Below are 17,582 nucleotides of genomic sequence, written 5' to 3' on the forward strand. Positions count from 1 at the left end.
ACGCGTGAGCCGGGCGACCGGCTGTCGTAACCAACGGGTCTGTTGAAGGGGGTGAACGGCGTTGATGGCCGAACGTGACGAACCAACCGGTGCGCTGGTCAGGCCGTACGCCGTTACCCGGGGGAGAACCCGTCCCAAGCTGGATATCGCGCTGGAAGCGCTCGTCGAGACCACGGTGCGAGGCCGGTCCGCGGGTGCGACCAAGGGCGGCCAGGGCAGGGAGCATCAATACATCGCCGCGCTATGCGACGGCCGGCTGCAGTCGCTCGCGGAGATCGCGGCGCGTATGCAACTGCCGCTCGGGGTGGCCCGGGTCCTCATCGCCGACATGGCCTCCGATGGCCTTCTCGCGGTGTACGAACCGGCGTCCCTCGAAGACACCAATGACGCGGTGGGCACTGAACTGCTGGAGAGGGTGCTGAGTGGACTTCGCAGGCTCTGACACGTCGCACCGCCCCGTGACTGGGCGCGTGACCTCGGCGAAGATCGTCATCGCCGGTGGGTTTGGCGTCGGCAAGACGACGCTTGTCGGCTCGGTCTCGGAGATCACACCGTTGACCACCGAGGCCATCATGACCTCGGCAGGCGTGGGTGTCGACGACACGCGCCAGGTGCCGGGCAAAACGACCACCACGGTCGCCATGGACTTCGGTCGTATCACGATCGATCGCGATCTCATCCTGTACCTGTTCGGTACGCCGGGTCAGACGCGTTTCTGGTTCATGTGGGACGAGTTGGTCCGCGGCGCGATCGGCGCGGTGGTGCTCGTCGATACCCGGCGTCTCGCCGACTGCTTCGCGGCTATCGACTTCTTCGAGCACCGGCGGCTGCCGTACCTGGTGGCGATCAACTGCTTCGACGGGATGCAGTACCACGACCCGCAGGACGTCCGCGACGCACTCGCCATCTCCAGCGACGTGCCCGTGATCAGCTGCGACGCCCGCAACCGCGAGTCGACCAAGCACGTCCTGATCTCGCTCGTCGAGTACGTGCTGACGATGCGCCGCTCCCGCGCAGTAGCCCCCGCCTAACCGGTTCGTTCCCAAGACGCGCCGCGCCGCCACGCGGCGCCCTCGCACGCGCCCCTCGCGGGCCCTCGCACGCCGCCCACCCCGCGCCGTCCGCACGGCGCGCCCATCCCGTGCCGTCCGCACGGCGCGCCCATCCCGTGCCGTCCGCACGGCCCGCCCACCCCCGTGCCGTCCGCACGGCGCGCCCACCCCCGCCGATCAAGGGCAAACGCTCGTGGTTGGATCTCCGATTCGCGTGCATTCGCCCTTGATCGATGAGCTTTTCCTTGATCGCGGCGGTGAAGGCCGCGATCTTCCCCGTCGCGCGGACCGCTAGGCGCCGTGATCCGCCGTCCGTCATCCGCTGCCGTCCGGCGGCCGCCGGGCCGGCCACCCGCTGTTGGCGGCCTGCCGATGTTCGTCCGGTTGCTTGGGCTGCGGGCCCTCACGATTTTGGGGAAGACGCTGCGTCAACGCGTCCCCGGAGGCCGCAGCTTCGCGGATGTTGCGGGGATGGCGTGGCGATGGGCGCGACTGTGGCGACCAGCTGCCCGTACAGAGGCCGCCAAGTCGCCACAGACACCGCGAGTCCGCGCGTAGAGCGCGGCGCCTCGCCGGCGTGCCTGACCCCCCGCCCGGCGGGCTGCGTGCCGGGCCAACGTCGCGCAGCGATCAAGGGATCTTGCATGGATCAAGGGCAAACGCACGCGGAAAAGAGATCCAACCACGTGCATTTGCCCTTGATCGACAAGAAAGGGGCGGGTCGCGGGGTTAGGTGCGGTAGGCCGCTGAGGAGCGGTAGCCGTAGCCGTCGGTGTCGTCCTGGTTGACGGTGTCGCGGCTGAAGTCCCAGCCGCCGCCGGCCTCGCGGCCCGGGCGGCCGCCGACCGCGTACCCGCCGATCTCCTGGCCTCGTCGCCAGCCGCGGAAGTAGCTGCTGGTGTGCGCGGCGATGTTTTCGGCGTCGCGGACGATCCGGAGTGGACGCTCTTCGCGCAGCGGCGAGCCGGGCACCAGGTTGGCGTTGGGCACGCGTCGTGGCAGGCCGGAGGTGGTCTCGGCGCCCACTGCGGGCCGGGCGGCCTGCTCGGCGGCGCGCCAGCCGCTGTCGACAGAGGACGAGGTCCAGGTCAGCTCGGTGTCCTGCTCGGGGTGACCGATGAACCACGCCGACCGGGCCTGCGCGAAGATCAGCAGGTCGCCGTCGCCCTCTTCGGCCATGGGGACGGCGCTGCGCTCGACGGCGCGGCGCGATCGTGGGCTGCGGGCGCCGCTGTCGCTGTCGACCAGGCGCAGCGATGGGCTGTCGAGCGCGGACGGGCCGAGTGCCGCCGCCGGGGCGATGTCGTCGCGCAGCGCGCGGTCGGCCAGCGGGGGTGGCTCGACCAGGCGCAGGCTCGGCGGCTCCTGGGGGAGGTCGTCGGCCTGCCACGGGGGCTTTACGCGACCGCTCTCAGAGGCCGCTGGGACGGTTTGACGGTCGAGCTCGTTGTAGCCGTAGGGGCGGTCGTTGACGCCCGGCTGGCGGCCCGCTGGGACGGCGGCGCGGTCGTCGTCGCTGCCCATGAGCGGCCAGTTGGCCCGCGACCCGGGTGGGGCGTCGGGAGCCGGACGCGGAGTCGGCACCGGCACGGTGAGGTCGGTGGCGGCGAACCCACCGCCGGCGGGAGCCGGTGGCGGGTCGGTGCGGGTGTTGGGGCGCGGAACGATCGGCGTAGGGCGCCGCTCGGCGCGAGCGCTGTTGATCGCCGCTGTGGTCAGCGTCGCGCGGAACGGCTCGCCCGCGTCGACCGGGGCCGTCGCGCGCTGTCCCGGCACGACCGGTGCGATCGGCGTGATGCCCGGCGGCGGGGGCGGCGGCGCGGAGATCGGCCGGTTTGGCAGCGCTTCGACTGGGCGTCCCAGATCGGATGTGATCTCCGGCGGACGCGGAGCGGCGACCTCGGCCCGCGCGGCGGGCGCTTCGAGAGCGCGCGACGGCGATGACCGCGCCGGCGGCGCGGACGACCGGATCGGTAGCGGCGTCGGAGCACTGAGCGCGGCCGGCGACATGGGTGGGGTCAACGGCAGCGGTGCCGGCGGGGGAGGCGCCGGGCGGCTGGCGGCTGGCATTTCCACCGACGCGGCCGCTGGAGCCGCTGGCGCCGGTCGGGCCGGCGGCGGGGTGGGTGCCGCGGGCGGCTGGGTGGGTGCCGCGGGCGGTTGGGGAGGAGTCACCGCGGCGGGACGGTTGACCGGCGGCGGAGCCACCGGCGGGCGGTGTACGGGTGCGGGTGCGACGGGCGGCGTGGTGAGAGGCTGCGGCGACGCGGGTGTGGAACTCGCCGCGGCCGGCTCCGGGCGGGCCCGGCGGCCGGCGCGGGTGGCCGGGTGCTCGGAGGTCGGCGTGCGGACCGCGTGCAGGCCCGCCGCCGGAGAAGTGGCAGGCGTCGCGGCACGGCGGACGGTGCTTCGCCGGGCGTTTGTGGGCTGGCTGGTGAGCCGGGCGCTGAGGGTGCCGACAAGCGCGTCGCAACCGGCGTCGCAGGCTCGCACGGCGGCGACGGCTTGGCGCACGGACTCAGCGACCGCCGAGGTCAGCGACTTGTTGGCCGGGCTGCGGCGGGGCGTCTCGGAGATCGCTACGCGCAGCGCGGTGATGGCGTCGTCGATCGTGTCGGCCTCGGCCAGCCCGTCGGCGGCGAGCCGGGTGATCAGCGCCTCACTGACGGCGGCCGACTCGCGGCGACCACCGCTGCCACCGTTGAGCATGCTCGGCTCGGGAAGGGCGTCGAGCACGGCCAACGACACCGGCTCGGCCGGGTCGGGATAGGCGCGCAGGGCGGCCGGGTACAGCTCGCGGAGCACCTCGCGAAGGGCGACTGCCGCCGACAGCCTGCCGTTGCACAGTGCCGCGTGCGCGGCGAGCACCGGCTTGTACGGAAGCAGGTCACGCGGCACGGGCAGGACGACGGCGGAGAGCGCACCGGCTTGGAGAGCGCGTGCGAGGCCGACCGCGCGGCGTTCCGCCGCGGGCGACTGCATCTCCTCCATCGACTCGTCGTCGGCGAACCGCTCGGCGTAGTCGTCAGCGGCGTCGTCGTCGGCGATGACCAGCGGGCGACCTGCCGCGGTGAGGAGCGACGTTACGAGGTGGTCGTCGCTATCCGCCGCGATGGCGACACCGGTCGGTCCACTCGAACGCTCCACGAGCAGCGCGGCCAGCCGGGCGTACCCGGTTGGATCGTCACCGATCTCGCAGACGTCGAGCAGCCGTCCCGCGTCGTCAACTACGGCGACCGTCAGCGATGACTCGGCCGGAGCCGGTCTCGCTGCTGGATCTGCCGACGCCAGCCCGCAGTACACCCGCACGAGCGCCACGGCGTCGTCCTCCTCCCCGGACAGTGTCGTGTGCCAAGGACTGATGCTCCCTGGTGAGGGGTCAGTCGCGCCAGTCCACAGCGGCAGAGATCTTGCCGATAATCGTGCGCCAACCAATACTTGCCTGTTGTGCCCCGATTTTCTTCAATCGGCGCCGGCCGCGAAACGCTCCAAGCCCTCCGCCAGCGGCGGAACGGAGCGCCTCATCCAGGTCGTCCAGAGGGGATCCGGGCGACAAGGCGGTGAGTACAGGCTGTAGCCGCAACGCATACGCGAGGTCACGAGCCACTTCGCCGGCGTCGATGAGCAGGTGCAGATCCCAGGAATCGTGGCCACCGCGCAGGTTTTCCACGACGAGGTCGAGCTCGTAGGAGTCCTCTTCGGACGCTGCGACGTCGGACGGCTGAATCCGCTCGCGCAGCTCGTTCCAGGTGTCGAGCTGGGCGAGGTCGTTGGGCGCGCCGGACCGGACGAAGGCGACCAGCGACTCAGGGTTCTTGAACAGCAGCAGCTCGCCCTTGTGGCTGAGGAAGACCGGGACGTCTTCGGCTGGCTCCTCGTCTTCTTCCTCGTCCGCGTCGGTCTCGTCGTCTTCGTCGTTGCGCTCGTGCTTGCCGCGCCGCTCGATCTCCTCGGTGGCGTCCTCGTCTTCTTCGGCGGGGAAGTCGTCGTCGAGGATGACGACGGTGTCTTCGTCGTCTTCGGGCACCGCGTGCCGGGCGCGTGACTCGAACGGATCTTCCTCGCGCTCGCCGATGTCGGTCGGCGTCAGCGTCGTGGAGAGGCGGTAAGCCCGCAGCGTCAGGCCAACGCCGGACGGCAGGGCGATCTCGACCGGTTCGATGCGCGTGTCGGCCCAGAGCGACCGATCTCCGGTCGCGGCGGCGCCTTCGGCGGTGGGGGTGTCGTCGTCGAGCTCCTCGTCGAGCTCGTCGGCCTCGAGCTCGTCAACCTCGGGCTCGTCGGCGTTTGGCCGGTGGGGCGACTGGCGGGCCACGCTGACCTCCGTGTGTGAACTGTCGTGCAGGTGACTCTGCGCACACACACCCTAGTCGTCCGCCCTGGGACACGAGCGCCCGCACCCCGTTGGAACTCGTGGCAGTAATCGGTAGTCTATCTACTTATGAAGGCGCAGGCCCTGCATGGGCACCTGGATGCGCTGCTCCTTGCCGTGCTGGAAGGTGGGGCGCTGCACGGATACGCCATCATCGAGGCGCTTAAATCTCGCAGCGGCGGTTCGCTCGATCTGCCCACCGGCACGGTCTATCCGGCCCTGCGGAGGCTGGAGCGTGCCGGATACGTGGAGAGCGCGTGGAGCACCGTCAATGGCCGGGAGCGGCGTACGTACCAGCTCACCGGGGCCGGGCACGGCGCGCTGGCCGGTGAGCGTGCGAGCTGGCAGGAGTTCAGCACGACGGTGAGCCGCTTCCTGGGTGCCGCGCCGGCCTGAGCAGGCGACCACTTACGCCAGGCGCGCCGCCGCCACACATGTCGCCGCCGAGCGGCCCAGCCACCAGTACGCCGTCATGATCGCCGCTCCACCGAGCAGCATAGGCGGCCAGGTGAGCGCGCTATCCCACAGCACCACCGACCATGTGTACAGGACGAAGCCACCCAGGGAGTTGACCGCCACCAGGGCGAACGCCCCCACGCCCACCGCCTTGGCGAGCCCTCGCCGCGTCGGGCCGCGCCGCCGGGCCGACCACATCATCAGCGCGTATGCCGACAGGGCCACCAGCGCGACCACGTATCCGAGGTGGTCCTGCACGTTGGAAGCGAAGATGTAGGCGTCTGGTGGGAACGGGCCGGACGTGGTCCACGGCGCCCGCCACCACATGAGCTGTGCGAGCTGTGACAGCAACACCGGCACCAGCGCCAGCCGCAGCGCGAGCCGCCGGGCAGCGCCCATGGCCAGCTCCGCCTGGTAGGCAGGGGCCAGCTCCGCCACCGTGCCGAACTCGGCCACCGCATGCCGCTCGGCCTCGGGCTCTGACAGACCGGCCTCGCGGTAGCCCTCAGCGGCGTCGATCAGCCCGTGCCGCGCCTCGGTGAGCATGTCTTGCTTGAGGCGGCCGGGACCGATGAGCGCGCCGTCGAGGTGGCGCATGAACTCGTCGATGGTGACGCGCATACCGCCGAGCGTGCCATGACGCACCGACAAGGTGCATCAGGGTTACACCCTTACGCGGCACTGAGATAGCCGCGTTCGGCGGTCTCCTGGGCGAGCCACTGATCGCGGTACCAGCCCGGGGCCTCGACCAGCTCGGCATGGCGGCCCCGCTGCGCCACGCGGCCGCTGTCGAGCACCAGGATGTGGTCGAAGCCGGCGAGGCCGCGCAGCCGGTGTGTGACGAGTACCACTGTGCCGCGGGCGGCTGCCACGACAGCGGCGAGCACCCGGTCGGCGGCGGTCGGGTCGAGGCCTTCGGTGGGCTCGTCGAGCACCAGTACCGCCGGGTCGAGCAGCACGGCGCGGGCCAGTGCGAGCCGCTGCCGCTGCCCACCGGAGAGCTGGCCGCCGTCTTCGCCCACCACCGTGTCCCAGCCGTCCGGCTGCTCACGTACCCAGTCCAGGAGCCCCGCGGTCGCGCAGGCCGCCGCGAGGTCGTCGTCGGTGGCGCCGGCCCGGCCGAGCAGCAGGTTTTCCCGCACCGTGGCGTGGAATACGTGCGCCTCGGCGAGCAGCCCGCCCACCGCTGACGGTGCGGCCGACTCGCTGAGCACCCGAAGCAGCGTGCTCTTGCCCGCCCCGCTCGGCCCCACGATGCCGATGTGGTGGCCGGGCGGCAGGTCGAGGCTGACGGCGTCGAGCGCGGGCGGCCCGTCCGGCCGGTACCGCACGGTGACCTCGCGCAGGGCGGTTGGCGCGTCTCCTGACCGGTCCGCTAGTGAGGGTGGATCCAGCAGGTCGGCGACGCGCCGCAGGCCGGTGCGCAGCTCGGTGTGCTGGCGGGCGGCCGTGACGAGCGCCAGGCAGGCCTCTACCGCGGCGAGCGTGCCGACCGCGAGAACGCCGACGAGCACCCCGTCGACGTCGGCGGCGAGCGCCGCGGCCACCACAGCGGCCGACGTCGCGCCGGCTACCAGCACGCCGGCCGCGTCGACCGCCCATCCGGCCGCGGCGAGGCGACGCTCCAGCACGGCGAGCTCGCGGGCCCGGCCGGACGCCACGTCGAGCGCGGTGCCGGTGGCGCCGAACGCCGCCAGGTCGGCGGCGCCGTGCGTGAGGTCGATGGCGTCGGCGGCCAGGGCGGCGCGCAGCGGGGCGACACGATCGGCGTTGCGCCTGGTCAGGGCGGTCGCGGTGGCGGGCAGCACCACGCCGGCCACGAGCAGGCCAGCGGCCAGGGCCAGCGCCGCCGGCGGCGAGATCGCCGTCGCACCAGCCAGCGCGAGTACGCCGACAGCCGCCGCCGCGGCACCCGGGACGAGCACCCGGAGCAGCAGGTCCTGTACAGCGTCCACATCGGACACGAGCCGGCTGAGCGCGTCGCCGGAACGGGCCTGCTCCCGCCGCGCGGCCAGCGTCGCGAAGACCCGAGCCCGTACGTCCGTGACGATCCGGAGCACCGCGTCGTGCCCGGCGAGCCGTTCGGTGTATCGCAGCACGCCGCGCCCGATGGCCAGCGCGCGCACCGAGACGATCGCGACGGTGAGCGCGGCGACCGGAGGCTGGCCGGCGGCCGTGATCAGGAGCCAGGTGGCGGTGGCCATGAGGGCGAGGCCGGCCAGCTCGGTGCCGGCGGCGAGCACGCCGGCCAGCAGCAGCCGGCCGAGGTAAGGGCGGGCCAGCCGCAGGACGCGGCGCTCGGGACCCGTGAAGATGCTCATGCCGGCGCTCCCACGGGGGAGTCGGCGGTCACCCGGCCGTCCTCGACCCGGATGACCCGGTCGGCCTCGGCGAGCAGCGCCGGCCGGTGCGCGACCAGTAGGGCGGTGCGGCCCGCGACGAGCCGGCGGGTGGCCGCCAATACCGCCGCTTCGGAGGCGGCGTCGAGCCGGGCGGTCGGCTCGTCGAGGAGCAGGATCGGCGCGTCGCGCACGAATGCCCGGGCGAGCGCCAGGCGCTGCCGTTGCCCGCTGGAAAGGCCGTGGCCGCGCTCGCCGAGGACGGTGTCGAGCCCGTCGGGCAGGGCGTCGACGACCTCGTCGAGCACGGCGGCCTTGAGCGCGATCCCCACCTGCTCGTCGGTGGCGTCGGGCGTGCCGAGCCTGATGTTGTCGGCGAGCGACGTGGCGAACAGGTGCGCCCGCTGCGGCACCCAGGCGATCTGCCGCCGCCACCCGTCGAGGTCGGCGGTGGCGAGGTCGACGCCGCCGACCAGTACCCGACCGGAGGTGGGGGTCACGAACCCGAGCACCAGCCCGAGCAGCGTGCTCTTTCCGGCCCCGCTGGGCCCGATCAGCGCGACCCGCTCGCCGGGCCGGATCACGAGCGACACGTCGCGCAGCGCGACGCCCCGTTCGTATTCGACCGTCACCCGCTCCAACCGGATCTCGCCGGCCGGCACGGACACGGCGGCGGTCTGCCTGGCCGGCGGGTCACCGATCAGCCCGAACGATTGGTTGAGGGCGGTGAGACCCTCCATGCTCGCGTGGAACTTGGCGCCGGCCGCCCGCAGCGGCAGATATGCCTCGGGCGCGAGCAGCAGCACCAGCAGCGCCATCTGGAGCGTCAGGCCGCCGGACAGCAGCCGCAACCCGACCGGTACGGCCACGAGCGCCACGGACAGCGTGGCGACCAGCTCCAGCGCGAGCGCGGACAGGAACGCGATCCGCAGCGTGCGCATCGTGGCCACCCGGTGCCCGTCGGCCATCCGCCGGACCACCTCGACCTGGGCGCGCACCCGCCCGAACGCCCGCAGCGTCGGCAGGCCGGCCACCATGTCGAGGAAGTGGCCGCCGAGCATCGACAGGCGCCGCCACTGGCGTTCGGTGGCGGCCTGCGCTTGCCAACCCAGCAGCGCCCCAAAGATCGGGATCAGCGGCAGCGTCACCGCGACGATCAGCGCCGAGCTCCAGTCGGCGAACGTCAGCCGCGCCAGCACCGCGACCGGCACTGTCACGCTGAGGACGAGCTGCGGCAGGTAGCCGGTGAAGTAGGCGTCGAGCGCGTCGAGGCCCCGGCCCGCCAGCGTCGCGATCTCGCCGGCCCGCTGGCCCGCCACCCATGCCGGTCCGCGAGCGCCGACCGAGCCGAGCAACTCGGTGCGCAGCGCCGCCTTGACGGTGGCAGCCGCGCGGGCGGCCACCACACCCTGCCCCCACACCACGCCGGCCCGGGCGGCCACGGCGGCCACGAAGGCCGCGAGCGCGGGGCGGTCGAGCTGCCCGTCGGCGGCCGCGGCGAGCAGCGTCGCGAGGGCGGTGGCCTGGGCGATGACGACCACGCCGGCCGCGATCCCCAGCGCACCGAGTGCGCCGAACTGCCGCCGGGTCGCGGGGACCCGGCGGAGCAGTCGTGGATCGAACGGCCGTCGGCTCACCAGTACACCGGCGCCCGGTCGTCGATCCGGCCTCGGAAAGCCCACCAGCACATCGCCTGGAAGCCTAGTAGGGCCGGGAGCAGGGGGGCGGCGAGCCAGCTCAACAGCCGCAACGTGGGACCGCTCGCCGCGGCGTCGGCGACCGTCAGGCCCGTGACCGGCGAGAACGGCCACAACGTTGCCCCCACCAGCAGCACGGGCACCGCCAGTGTCAGGGACGTCGCCGCGAAGGCGACACCGTTTCGCCGCCCGAGAGTGACGCGGGCCACCATCAGGCCGAGGATGAGCAGCGCCAGTCCGGCGATCACCACTCCTGGGCGGTGCGCGTGTCCGCGTACACGAGATGAAAGCAGGCCCGCGACGGTGGCCGCGCCGACCGCGGCGAGTGCCAGAGGTATCAGGTTGCGGCCGATCTTGTCGAAGCCTTCCTCGGGGAGGCGCAGTGCGAGGAACGCGGCGCCGTGCGTCGCGACCAGGGCGACGAAGGCGAGCCCGGAGACCAGGACGAACGAGGTGAGTACGGGCCCGGGGACGCCTTGGAGCAGCCCGGCGAGCACCGCTCCCCAGGCGAAGGCGGCGACCGTGCTGCTCACGATGATCACGCGATCCCAGGCGTGCTTGGCCCTTTCGCTGGCGGGCCGGCTGCGTAGCTGCACCGAGGCCGTCACGGTGAGCACGGCGGCGAGCGCGACCGCCACGGCGGGGTAGAGGCCGGAGAGCAGCTCGCCCTCAAGCAGCGGGAACGCGCCGAAGAGGATGCCGACGGCGGCGACCAGCCAGACCTCGTTGCCGAGGAAGAACGGGCCGACCGCGGTCAGCATGGCGCGGCGCTCTCGCGCGGTGCGGGCCCGCGCGAGCAGGAGGCCGGTGCCGTAGTCGTAGCCACCGAGCACGAAATAGGTGGCGAAGAAGAGCCCGAGAAGGGTGTACCAGGCGGTGCTCACGCAGACCTCCTCAGGCGGCCAGGACCGGCTCGGGCCGGGGCTCGGGATCGGGGACCGGGCTGCCGTGCTGGCGCCCGAGCGAGGGGTCGGCGGCGCCCGTGTGGGCGTATCGGGCCATCAGGTACCAGTTGGTGACCGCCAGCGTCAGCAGCAGTGCGGTGAAGCCGAGGAAGGAAGCGAGCATCGTCCCGCCGCTTACCGGGCTGACCGCGTCGGACGTCTTCAGCAGCCCGTAGACGACCCACGGCTGCCTGCCGACCTCGCGGAACAGCCAGCCGAAGATCGCCGCGACGAACGGCAGGGGCACGGCGAACAGCAGTATGTAGAGCGGCGCCCGCAGCCGGATGATCCAGTCACGGAAGAAGAGCGGGAGCAGGAAGACCACGAGGCCCAGCAGGTTGCCAATTATGATCATGAAGCCGAGGGGGGCGCCGATCCACTCCGGTGGCAGGTAGTCGGCGGGGCTTCCGCCGAGCCTGGCGGCGAAGTCGGTCGCGGCGGCCATCTTGTCGTATTCGTCGCCAAACTTGGTGGGCTGGATCGCGCCGAGGTAACCGAACTGGGCGAATCCGAAGCCGGTAACCATGACGGTGCCGATGCTGGCCGTGACCACGCCGATCCGCAGCGACTTGCGGAACAGCCCGTAGTCGGCGGTGCGCCGGATGAGGTGCCAGGCGCTGATGCCCGCGACCAGGAAGCCGCCGACTGTCAGTGCGGCGAAGGTCACGTGGCCGAAGGCCATGCCGAACGACTGGTTGCGCAGCAGAGCGCCGAAGTCGGTCAGGTGCGCGATGCCGTCTCGCATCTCGTAGCCGACGGGGTGCTGGAGGAACGAGTTGGCCACCATCACCCAGAACGCCGAGGCGTATGCCGTGATGGCGACGCCCCAGAGCAGCGCCAGGTGCACGCCGCGCCGCAGCCGATGCCACCCGAAGATCCACATGCCGAGGAACGTGGACTCCAGGAAGAACGCGACCAACGTCTCCATCGCCAGTGGGGCGCCGAAGACGTTGCCGGCGTAATGCGAGAGGCCGCTCCAATTCAGCCCGAACTGGAACTCCATGACCAGCCCGGTGGCGATGCCCAGCACGTAGTTGATCAGGTAGAGGGTCCCCCAGAAGCGGGTGAGGCGCTCGTAGACCGGCTTTTTGGTGATCATCCAGGCGGTCTGGAGGTAGACCAGCACGGTGACGAGGCCCAGTGTCACGAGCACGAAAAGGAAGTGGATCGAGGTCGTCGTGGCGAACTGGAGTCGTGCGAGGAGTAGCGGGTCCACAGGTCGGCCCCTCTCGGTGTAGCTAGCCTACGCGTAGCCTAGCTACATATTAACCTACGACAACCTGTAGTAGGCTAACCCCAGGAGGTCAGCTGAGGAACAGCGACACCGGCAGCGCCACCAGCGTCAGGGTCACGGCGAGCGCCAACGCACCCCGCACCCGCGGCGGCCGTCCGGTCGTGAGCAGCCGGCGCACCCGCGCGTCCAACTCCGTATCCGCGATACCCAGCGCCCCAGCGGGCGTGACCCGCGACGGCGCGGTCGCGAAGCGCAGCAGCGCCGCCGCCAGCGGCCCGTCGGCGTGCAGCTGCCGCGCCTTGTCGTCGGCGCGCATCTCGACCAGCAGCGACACCCGCTCTCGGGCCGCCTCGACCCAACCGGCCCACGGCAGCGCCCGGCACAACGCGGTGAACGGCAGCAGCACCAGATCGTGCCGCTCGTCGGCGTGCGCCCGCTCGTGGCTCAGCACCGCCGCGAGCTGCGCCCTGTCGAGCAGGCTCAGGGTGCCGGCGCTGACCACGACCTGCGGGCGCATACCCGGCAGGCAGTAGGCCGCGGCGCTCGGGTGATCGAGCACCAGCGCCCCGGGCGCGGCAGGGTCGTCGCGCCCCACCAGGTTGAGCAGCTCGCGGTGCCGGCGCTGCACCCGGATCGCGCGAATCCCGCAGGTCACCGTCGTGCCCAGCAGCACCGCCGCCACGCCGAGGGCGGCCACGACCTGCAGGGCGTGCACGAGACCGAACCCCGGCGCGAGGTCGCCCCGGACCAGCCGGCCCAGCGCGGTGCTCACGTTCGTGCCGTACGGCGCCAGGCCGAGCGCCAGCGGCAGCCCGATCGCCGACAGGCCCAGCGCGAGGCCCAGCGCCTGCCAGCAGACGATCGCGACCCGGGGAGCCTGATAGGTCCAGGTGGAGCGGGTCAGCACCTGCACGGTGAGGTAGCACGCCATGACCGCGCCAGCGAAATGAGCCGCGTACACCATGGCGGTCAGCTTTTCCCGTCCGCGGCTTCCTCAGCCAACGCCGCCCGCAGCACGTCGGCCTCGGTGCCGCTGACCGAGCGGGCGAACCGGACCAGCGCCGCGTCGCGCGAGCCGGCCAGGTCGAGGGCGTCGAGCATGAGCTGCGCGATGTATGCCTCGCGGCTGGCCGCCGGCCGGTAGCTCCAGGCGCGGCCCGCGCGTTCGCGCTCGACCATGCCCTTGCCGGCGAGGCGGTCGAGCACCGTCATGACGGTTGTGTACGCCAGCTCGCGGTCGTGCAAAGACTCCGCCACCTCGCGGACGGTCAACGGCGTGCGCCGATCCCACAGCACGTCCATCACAGCACGTTCGAGCTCACCCAGGCGCATCACAACATCGATGCTACCGGTCGTAGTAGCTCTCGCGCCCACCTAGCCGCCCGCGCATTCCAACTCGGACAGCCGCCACCGTGATCCGGGCTGATCAGGTGCCCTTGGGGTGCCAGACCGTCTTGGTTTCGAGGAATGCGGTCATGCGGCCCAGGCCCGGGTCGGCGGTCCAGTCGACCGGCTCCGCGGGCGGGCGGACGACGCGCTTGAGGTTGTCGGCCGCGGCTTCCTCCAGCGACCGCGCCAGGTCGGCACCGGGCACCCCGGTGAGGTCGACCGCGTTGACGTCCATGTGCGCCGCGAGCCACGGCCCGGTTTCGGCGACCCGACCGGTCAGGATGTTGACCACGCCGCCGGGCAGGTCGGACGTGGCGAGCACCTCGGCGAGCGTGACCGCCGGCAGCGGCCGACCCTCCGAGGCGAGCACCACCACCGTGTTGCCGGTCACGATGGCGGGCGCCACGACGCTGACCAGGCCCAGCAGGGGTGACTCTGGCGGCGCGACGACGCCGACGACACCGGTGGGCTCGGGCGCGGAGAGGTTGAAGTAGGGGCCGGCGACCGGGTTCGCGCTGCCGTACACCTGGGCGATCTTGTCGGACCAGCCCGCGTACCAGACCCAGCGGTCGATCGCCGCGTCGACGTCGGCGGGTACCTCGCCCAGCCCGATGAACTGGTCGCGGCGGCCTTCCAGCATCTCGGCGACCCGGTAGAGGATCTGCCCCCGGTTGTACGCGGTGGCGCCCGACCAGCCCTTCACGGCCGCGCGGGCGGCGAGCACCGCGTCTCGGACGTCTTTGCGGGATGCCAGCGCCACGTTGGAGTCCTGCACGAGATACGACCGTCCCGACTCGCTGCGCGGGAACTTCCCGCCGACGTACAGCTTGTAGGTCTTCCGGACCGCCAACCGGTCAGACATCGAGGTACGCCTCCAGCCCGTGCCGGCCACCCTCGCGGCCGTAGCCCGACTCCTTGTACCCGCCGAACGGCGCGGTCGGGTCGAACTTGTTGAACGTGTTGGCCCACACCACGCCGGCGCGCAGCCGGTCTGCCGTCCACAGGATGCGCGAGCCCTTGTCGGTCCAGACCCCGGCAGACAGCCCGTACGGCGTGTTGTTGGCCTTTTCGACGGCCTCGGCGGGCGTGCGGAAGGTGAGCACCGACAGCACCGGCCCGAAGATCTCCTCGCGGGCGATCCGGTGCGCCTGGGTGACGCCCGTGAAGATCGTGGGGGCGAACCAGAAGCCCCGCTCGGGCAGCTCGCACGGCGGCGACCACCGCGCGGCGCCTTCTTCGGCGCCGATCTCCGAGAAGGTGCGGATGCGGTCGAGCTGGGCGGCCGAGTTGATGGCGCCGATGTCCGTGTTCTTGTCGAGCGGGTCACCGACGCGCAGCAGCGCCATCCGCCGCTTCAGCGACTCCAGCACCTCGTCGTAGACCGACTCCTGCACGAGCAGGCGGGAGCCGGCGCAGCACACGTGGCCCTGGTTGAAGAAGATGCCGTTGACGATGCCCTCGACCGCCTGGTCGATCGGCGCGTCGTCGAAGACGATGTTGGCTGCCTTGCCGCCCAGTTCGAGCGTGAGCTTCTTGCGAGAGCCGGCGACGGCGCGGGCGATGGCCCGGCCCACGTCGGTCGAGCCGGTGAACGCCACCTTGTCGACCTCGGGGTGCGACACGAGCGCGTGCCCGGTCTCGCCGGCGCCGGTGACGATGTTGACCACGCCCGGAGGCAGGTCGGCCTCCTGGCAGATCTCTGCGAAGAGCAGCGCGGTCAGCGGGGTGGTCTCGGCGGGCTTGAGGACCACGGTGTTGCCGCAGGCCAGCGCAGGTGCGATCTTCCACGCGAGCATGAGCAGCGGGAAGTTCCACGGGATGACCTGGCCGGCGACGCCGAGGGGGCGCGGCGACGGGCCGAACCCGGCGTACGACAGCTTGTCGGCCCAGCCGGCGTAGTAGAAGAAATGCGCCGCCACCAGCGGGACGTCGACGTCGCGCGACTCGCGGATCGGCTTGCCGTTGTCGAGCGACTCCAGCACCGCCAGCTCGCGCGAGCGCTCCTGGATGATCCGGGCGATCCGGTAGAGGTACTTGGCCCGCTCGCGGCCAGAGGTCCGCGACCAGATCCGCTCGTACGCCGTCCGCGCGGCGCGCACAGCGCTGTCGACCTCGGCCTCGGTGGCCCAGGCGACCTCGGCGAGCACCTCTTCGGACGCCGGGTTGACGGTCTTGTTCCGTACCTCGCCGTCGACCCACTCCCCGCCGACGAACAGGCCGTACGACGGTTTGATGTCCACAATCGAGCGGGATTCGGGCGCCGGAGCGTATTCGAACATGGTTCAGTCCACCGTGAAGTAGTCCGGGCCGGAGTAGTGCCCGGTCCTGAGCTTGGTGCGCTGCATCAGCAGGTCGTTGAGCAGCGTCGAGGCGCCGAAGCGGAACCAGTCCGGGTCGAGCCAGTCCGCGCCGGCGGTCTCGTTGACCACGACGAGGTACTTGATCGCGTCTTTGGTGGTGCGGATGCCGCCCGCCGGCTTGACGCCGACCTGCCGACCGGTCGCGGCCCGGAAGTCGCGCACCGCCTCCAGCATCACGAGCGTCACCGGCAGCGTGGCGGCCACCGGGACCTTGCCGGTGGAGGTCTTGATGAAGTCGCCGCCGGCCAGCATGGCGAGCCACGAGGCGCGCCGCACGTTGTCGTACGTCGCGAGCTCGCCGGTCTCCAGGATCACCTTGAGGTGCGCGTCGCCGCAGGCCTCCTTGACGGCCACGATCTCTTCGTGCACCTCGGCGTACCGGCCGGAGAGGAAGGCGCCCCGGCTGATCACCATGTCGATCTCGTCAGCACCGGCCGCGACCGCCGCCCTGGTGTCGGCGATCTTGACGTCGAGCGGGGCCTGGCCGGACGGGAAGGCGGTGGCGACGCTGGCCAGGTGGACGCCGGAGCTGGCCAGCTCCGGCGCCGCTACGGGCACCATCGACGGGTACACGCACACCGCCGCGACCGCGGGCGTCGAGGGGTCGGCCGGATCGGGGCGGCGTGCCTTGGCGCACAGCGCCCGCACCTTGCCGGGGGTGTCGGCACCCTCCAGCGTGGTGAGGTCGACCATCCGGATGGCGAGGTCGATGGCCCACGCCTTGGCGGTCGTCTTGATCGAACGCGTGCCCAGCATCGCGGCGCGCTGCTCGGCGCCGACCTGGTCGACACCGGGCAATCCGTGCAGGAATGTGCGTAACGCCGCGTCTGACCGCCCGATGTCGGCGAACGCCGAGGTAGCTGTCGCCGTCATACCCGCGAGTCTAGACATCGTAATTCTGGCCCGCCCTGCGCGCGGGCGGCTCGCGCGCCTGGAAAGCCGCCCTGTAGACGCCGGTCACTCCGGTCGCTCCGGTCCTTGCGCTTGGCGGCGTCTGCGGACGGCGGCGCGCTCGCAACCGGTAGGTTGACGGCCGTGGACGTACTCGTGGTTGATCATCCCCTTGCCCAGTCGCGGCTGACCGCGATGCGCGATGCCCGCACCGATTCGGCGGCGTTCCGCGCCGCGCTGCACGAACTCACGACCATGCTGGTGTACGAGGCCACCCGCACCACCGCGGTCGAGCACTACCAGATCGACACGCCCGTAGCGCCCACCGAGGGCACCCGGCTGGCCAACCCGCCACTGCTGGTGCCCGTGCTGCGTGCCGGCCTGGGCATGGCCGACTCGGCGCTCGCCCTGCTGCCGGAGTCGTCCATGGGCTTCGTCGGGCTGGCTCGCGACGAGCACACGTTCGAGCCGCGGGCGTACATGGAGTCGCTGCCCGTCGACCTCACGAACCTGCCCGTGCTGGTGCTGGACCCGATGCTTGCCACGGGCGGCTCGCTGGAGCACTGCTGCCGGTTGCTCACCGAGCGCGGCGCGACCGACATCACGGTCCTGTGCGTCCTCGCGGCGCCCGCCGGTATCGAGCGGCTGGAACGATCCGGTCTGCCGTTGCGCCTGGTGACGGCCGCGATCGACGAGAGCCTCAACGACAAGGCGTTCATCGTGCCCGGCCTCGGCGACGCCGGCGACCGCCAGTTCGGCGGCATGCCGCGCTTCTAGATCTCGGTATAGGACCAGCTCAGCGCGCGCTTTAATGCACAGGATGCCGCGAGCGATTACCGTTCCAGGCC

Annotated in this window: 14 protein-coding genes and 2 pseudogenes; 4 read left to right on the top strand and 12 right to left on the bottom strand. The window is 71.9% G+C overall.

Annotated elements, in window-relative coordinates; genetic code table 11:
- The first annotated feature begins 64 nt into the window (after positions 1 to 64).
- Together V6V89_RS15790 and V6V89_RS15795 are read left to right on the top strand one after the other, a co-directional pair.
- On the top strand, positions 65 to 442 hold the full coding sequence (locus tag V6V89_RS15790) for a DUF742 domain-containing protein (protein ID WP_334619862.1): 378 nt from the start codon (positions 65 to 67) through the stop codon (positions 440 to 442).
- Positions 423 to 1,031 (top strand): GTP-binding protein, encoded by a 609-nt coding sequence (locus tag V6V89_RS15795; RefSeq protein WP_334619863.1) that lies wholly within the window; start codon positions 423 to 425, stop codon positions 1,029 to 1,031. Before V6V89_RS15790 ends, V6V89_RS15795 begins: the two co-directional genes overlap by 20 nt.
- Positions 1,032 to 1,781: 750 nt before the next feature.
- Here the strand turns inward: V6V89_RS15795 and V6V89_RS15800 are convergent.
- Positions 1,782 to 4,394, bottom strand: a complete 2,613-nt coding sequence (locus tag V6V89_RS15800) for a transposase (protein ID WP_334619939.1) — start codon at positions 4,392 to 4,394, stop codon at positions 1,782 to 1,784.
- A 37-nt stretch (positions 4,395 to 4,431) separates the two neighbouring features.
- On the bottom strand, positions 4,432 to 5,397 hold the full coding sequence (locus V6V89_RS15805) for a DNA primase (RefSeq protein ID WP_334619940.1): 966 nt from the start codon (positions 5,395 to 5,397) through the stop codon (positions 4,432 to 4,434).
- A 96-nt stretch (positions 5,398 to 5,493) separates the two neighbouring features.
- Here V6V89_RS15805 and V6V89_RS15810 point away from each other — a divergent pair, with 96 nt between their 5' ends.
- Positions 5,494 to 5,820 (top strand): PadR family transcriptional regulator, encoded by a 327-nt coding sequence (locus tag V6V89_RS15810; protein WP_334619864.1) that lies wholly within the window; start codon positions 5,494 to 5,496, stop codon positions 5,818 to 5,820.
- Between the two features lie 12 nt (positions 5,821 to 5,832).
- Here the strand turns inward: V6V89_RS15810 and V6V89_RS15815 are convergent, their stop codons facing one another.
- From V6V89_RS15815 to deoC, 10 genes and pseudogenes are all read right to left on the bottom strand, one after another.
- Positions 5,833 to 6,501: a permease prefix domain 1-containing protein gene (locus tag V6V89_RS15815; RefSeq protein ID WP_334619865.1), complete on the bottom strand. Its 669-nt coding sequence runs from the start codon at positions 6,499 to 6,501 to the stop codon at positions 5,833 to 5,835.
- A 50-nt stretch (positions 6,502 to 6,551) separates the two neighbouring features.
- Positions 6,552 to 8,267: pseudogene (cydC, locus tag V6V89_RS15820) on the bottom strand (thiol reductant ABC exporter subunit CydC); the annotation flags it as partial.
- Entirely contained in the window at positions 8,198 to 9,856 is a 1,659-nt protein-coding gene (gene cydD / locus V6V89_RS15825) for a thiol reductant ABC exporter subunit CydD (RefSeq protein ID WP_334619866.1), read from the bottom strand. The gene cydD and the pseudogene cydC, both read right to left, overlap by 70 nt.
- Positions 9,853 to 10,800 carry a cytochrome d ubiquinol oxidase subunit II gene (locus V6V89_RS15830; RefSeq protein ID WP_334619867.1) on the bottom strand — a complete coding sequence of 316 codons (948 nt, stop codon included), beginning with the start codon at positions 10,798 to 10,800 and terminating at the stop codon, positions 9,853 to 9,855. Before V6V89_RS15830 ends, cydD begins: the two co-directional genes overlap by 4 nt.
- 10 nt (positions 10,801 to 10,810) lie before the next feature.
- Positions 10,811 to 12,076, bottom strand: coding sequence for a cytochrome ubiquinol oxidase subunit I (locus V6V89_RS15835; RefSeq protein ID WP_334619868.1), 1,266 nt, complete (start codon positions 12,074 to 12,076; stop codon positions 10,811 to 10,813).
- A gap of 88 nt (positions 12,077 to 12,164) precedes the next feature.
- Positions 12,165 to 13,058, bottom strand: coding sequence for a M56 family metallopeptidase (locus V6V89_RS15840; protein WP_334619869.1), 894 nt, complete (start codon positions 13,056 to 13,058; stop codon positions 12,165 to 12,167).
- A gap of 32 nt (positions 13,059 to 13,090) precedes the next feature.
- Positions 13,091 to 13,429: pseudogene (locus V6V89_RS15845) on the bottom strand (BlaI/MecI/CopY family transcriptional regulator); the annotation flags it as partial.
- A gap of 91 nt (positions 13,430 to 13,520) precedes the next feature.
- Positions 13,521 to 14,345 carry an aldehyde dehydrogenase family protein gene (locus V6V89_RS15850; RefSeq protein WP_334619870.1) on the bottom strand — a complete coding sequence of 275 codons (825 nt, stop codon included), beginning with the start codon at positions 14,343 to 14,345 and terminating at the stop codon, positions 13,521 to 13,523.
- The gene (locus V6V89_RS15855) at positions 14,338 to 15,762 is read right to left on the bottom strand and encodes an aldehyde dehydrogenase family protein (protein ID WP_334619871.1); all 1,425 of its coding nucleotides are present in this window, start codon (positions 15,760 to 15,762) and stop codon (positions 14,338 to 14,340) included. Before V6V89_RS15855 ends, V6V89_RS15850 begins: the two co-directional genes overlap by 8 nt.
- Positions 15,763 to 15,765: 3 nt before the next feature.
- Positions 15,766 to 16,716: a deoxyribose-phosphate aldolase gene (gene deoC / locus V6V89_RS15860; RefSeq protein WP_334619872.1), complete on the bottom strand. Its 951-nt coding sequence runs from the start codon at positions 16,714 to 16,716 to the stop codon at positions 15,766 to 15,768.
- Between the two features lie 162 nt (positions 16,717 to 16,878).
- Between deoC and upp the strand changes: the two genes are divergently transcribed.
- On the top strand, positions 16,879 to 17,511 hold the full coding sequence (gene upp, locus V6V89_RS15865) for a uracil phosphoribosyltransferase (RefSeq protein ID WP_334619873.1): 633 nt from the start codon (positions 16,879 to 16,881) through the stop codon (positions 17,509 to 17,511).
- The last annotated feature ends 71 nt before the right edge of the window (positions 17,512 to 17,582 follow it).

It is taken from the genome of Micromonospora sp. CPCC 206061 (assembly GCF_036906915.1).
Taxonomy (GTDB): Bacteria; Actinomycetota; Actinomycetes; order Mycobacteriales; family Micromonosporaceae; genus Phytohabitans.

Coding starts and splice junctions, on each gene's coding strand:
- V6V89_RS15790 (WP_334619862.1), top strand. CDS start 65: ATGGCCGAACGTGACGAACCAACCGGTGCGCTGGTCAGGCCGTACGCC.
- V6V89_RS15810 (WP_334619864.1), top strand. CDS start 5,494: ATGAAGGCGCAGGCCCTGCATGGGCACCTGGATGCGCTGCTCCTTGCC.
- V6V89_RS15815 (WP_334619865.1), bottom strand. CDS start 6,501: ATGCGCGTCACCATCGACGAGTTCATGCGCCACCTCGACGGCGCGCTC.
- V6V89_RS15840 (WP_334619869.1), bottom strand. CDS start 13,058: ATGGTGTACGCGGCTCATTTCGCTGGCGCGGTCATGGCGTGCTACCTC.
- V6V89_RS15850 (WP_334619870.1), bottom strand. CDS start 14,345: ATGTCTGACCGGTTGGCGGTCCGGAAGACCTACAAGCTGTACGTCGGC.
- V6V89_RS15855 (WP_334619871.1), bottom strand. CDS start 15,762: ATGTTCGAATACGCTCCGGCGCCCGAATCCCGCTCGATTGTGGACATC.
- deoC (WP_334619872.1), bottom strand. CDS start 16,716: ATGACGGCGACAGCTACCTCGGCGTTCGCCGACATCGGGCGGTCAGAC.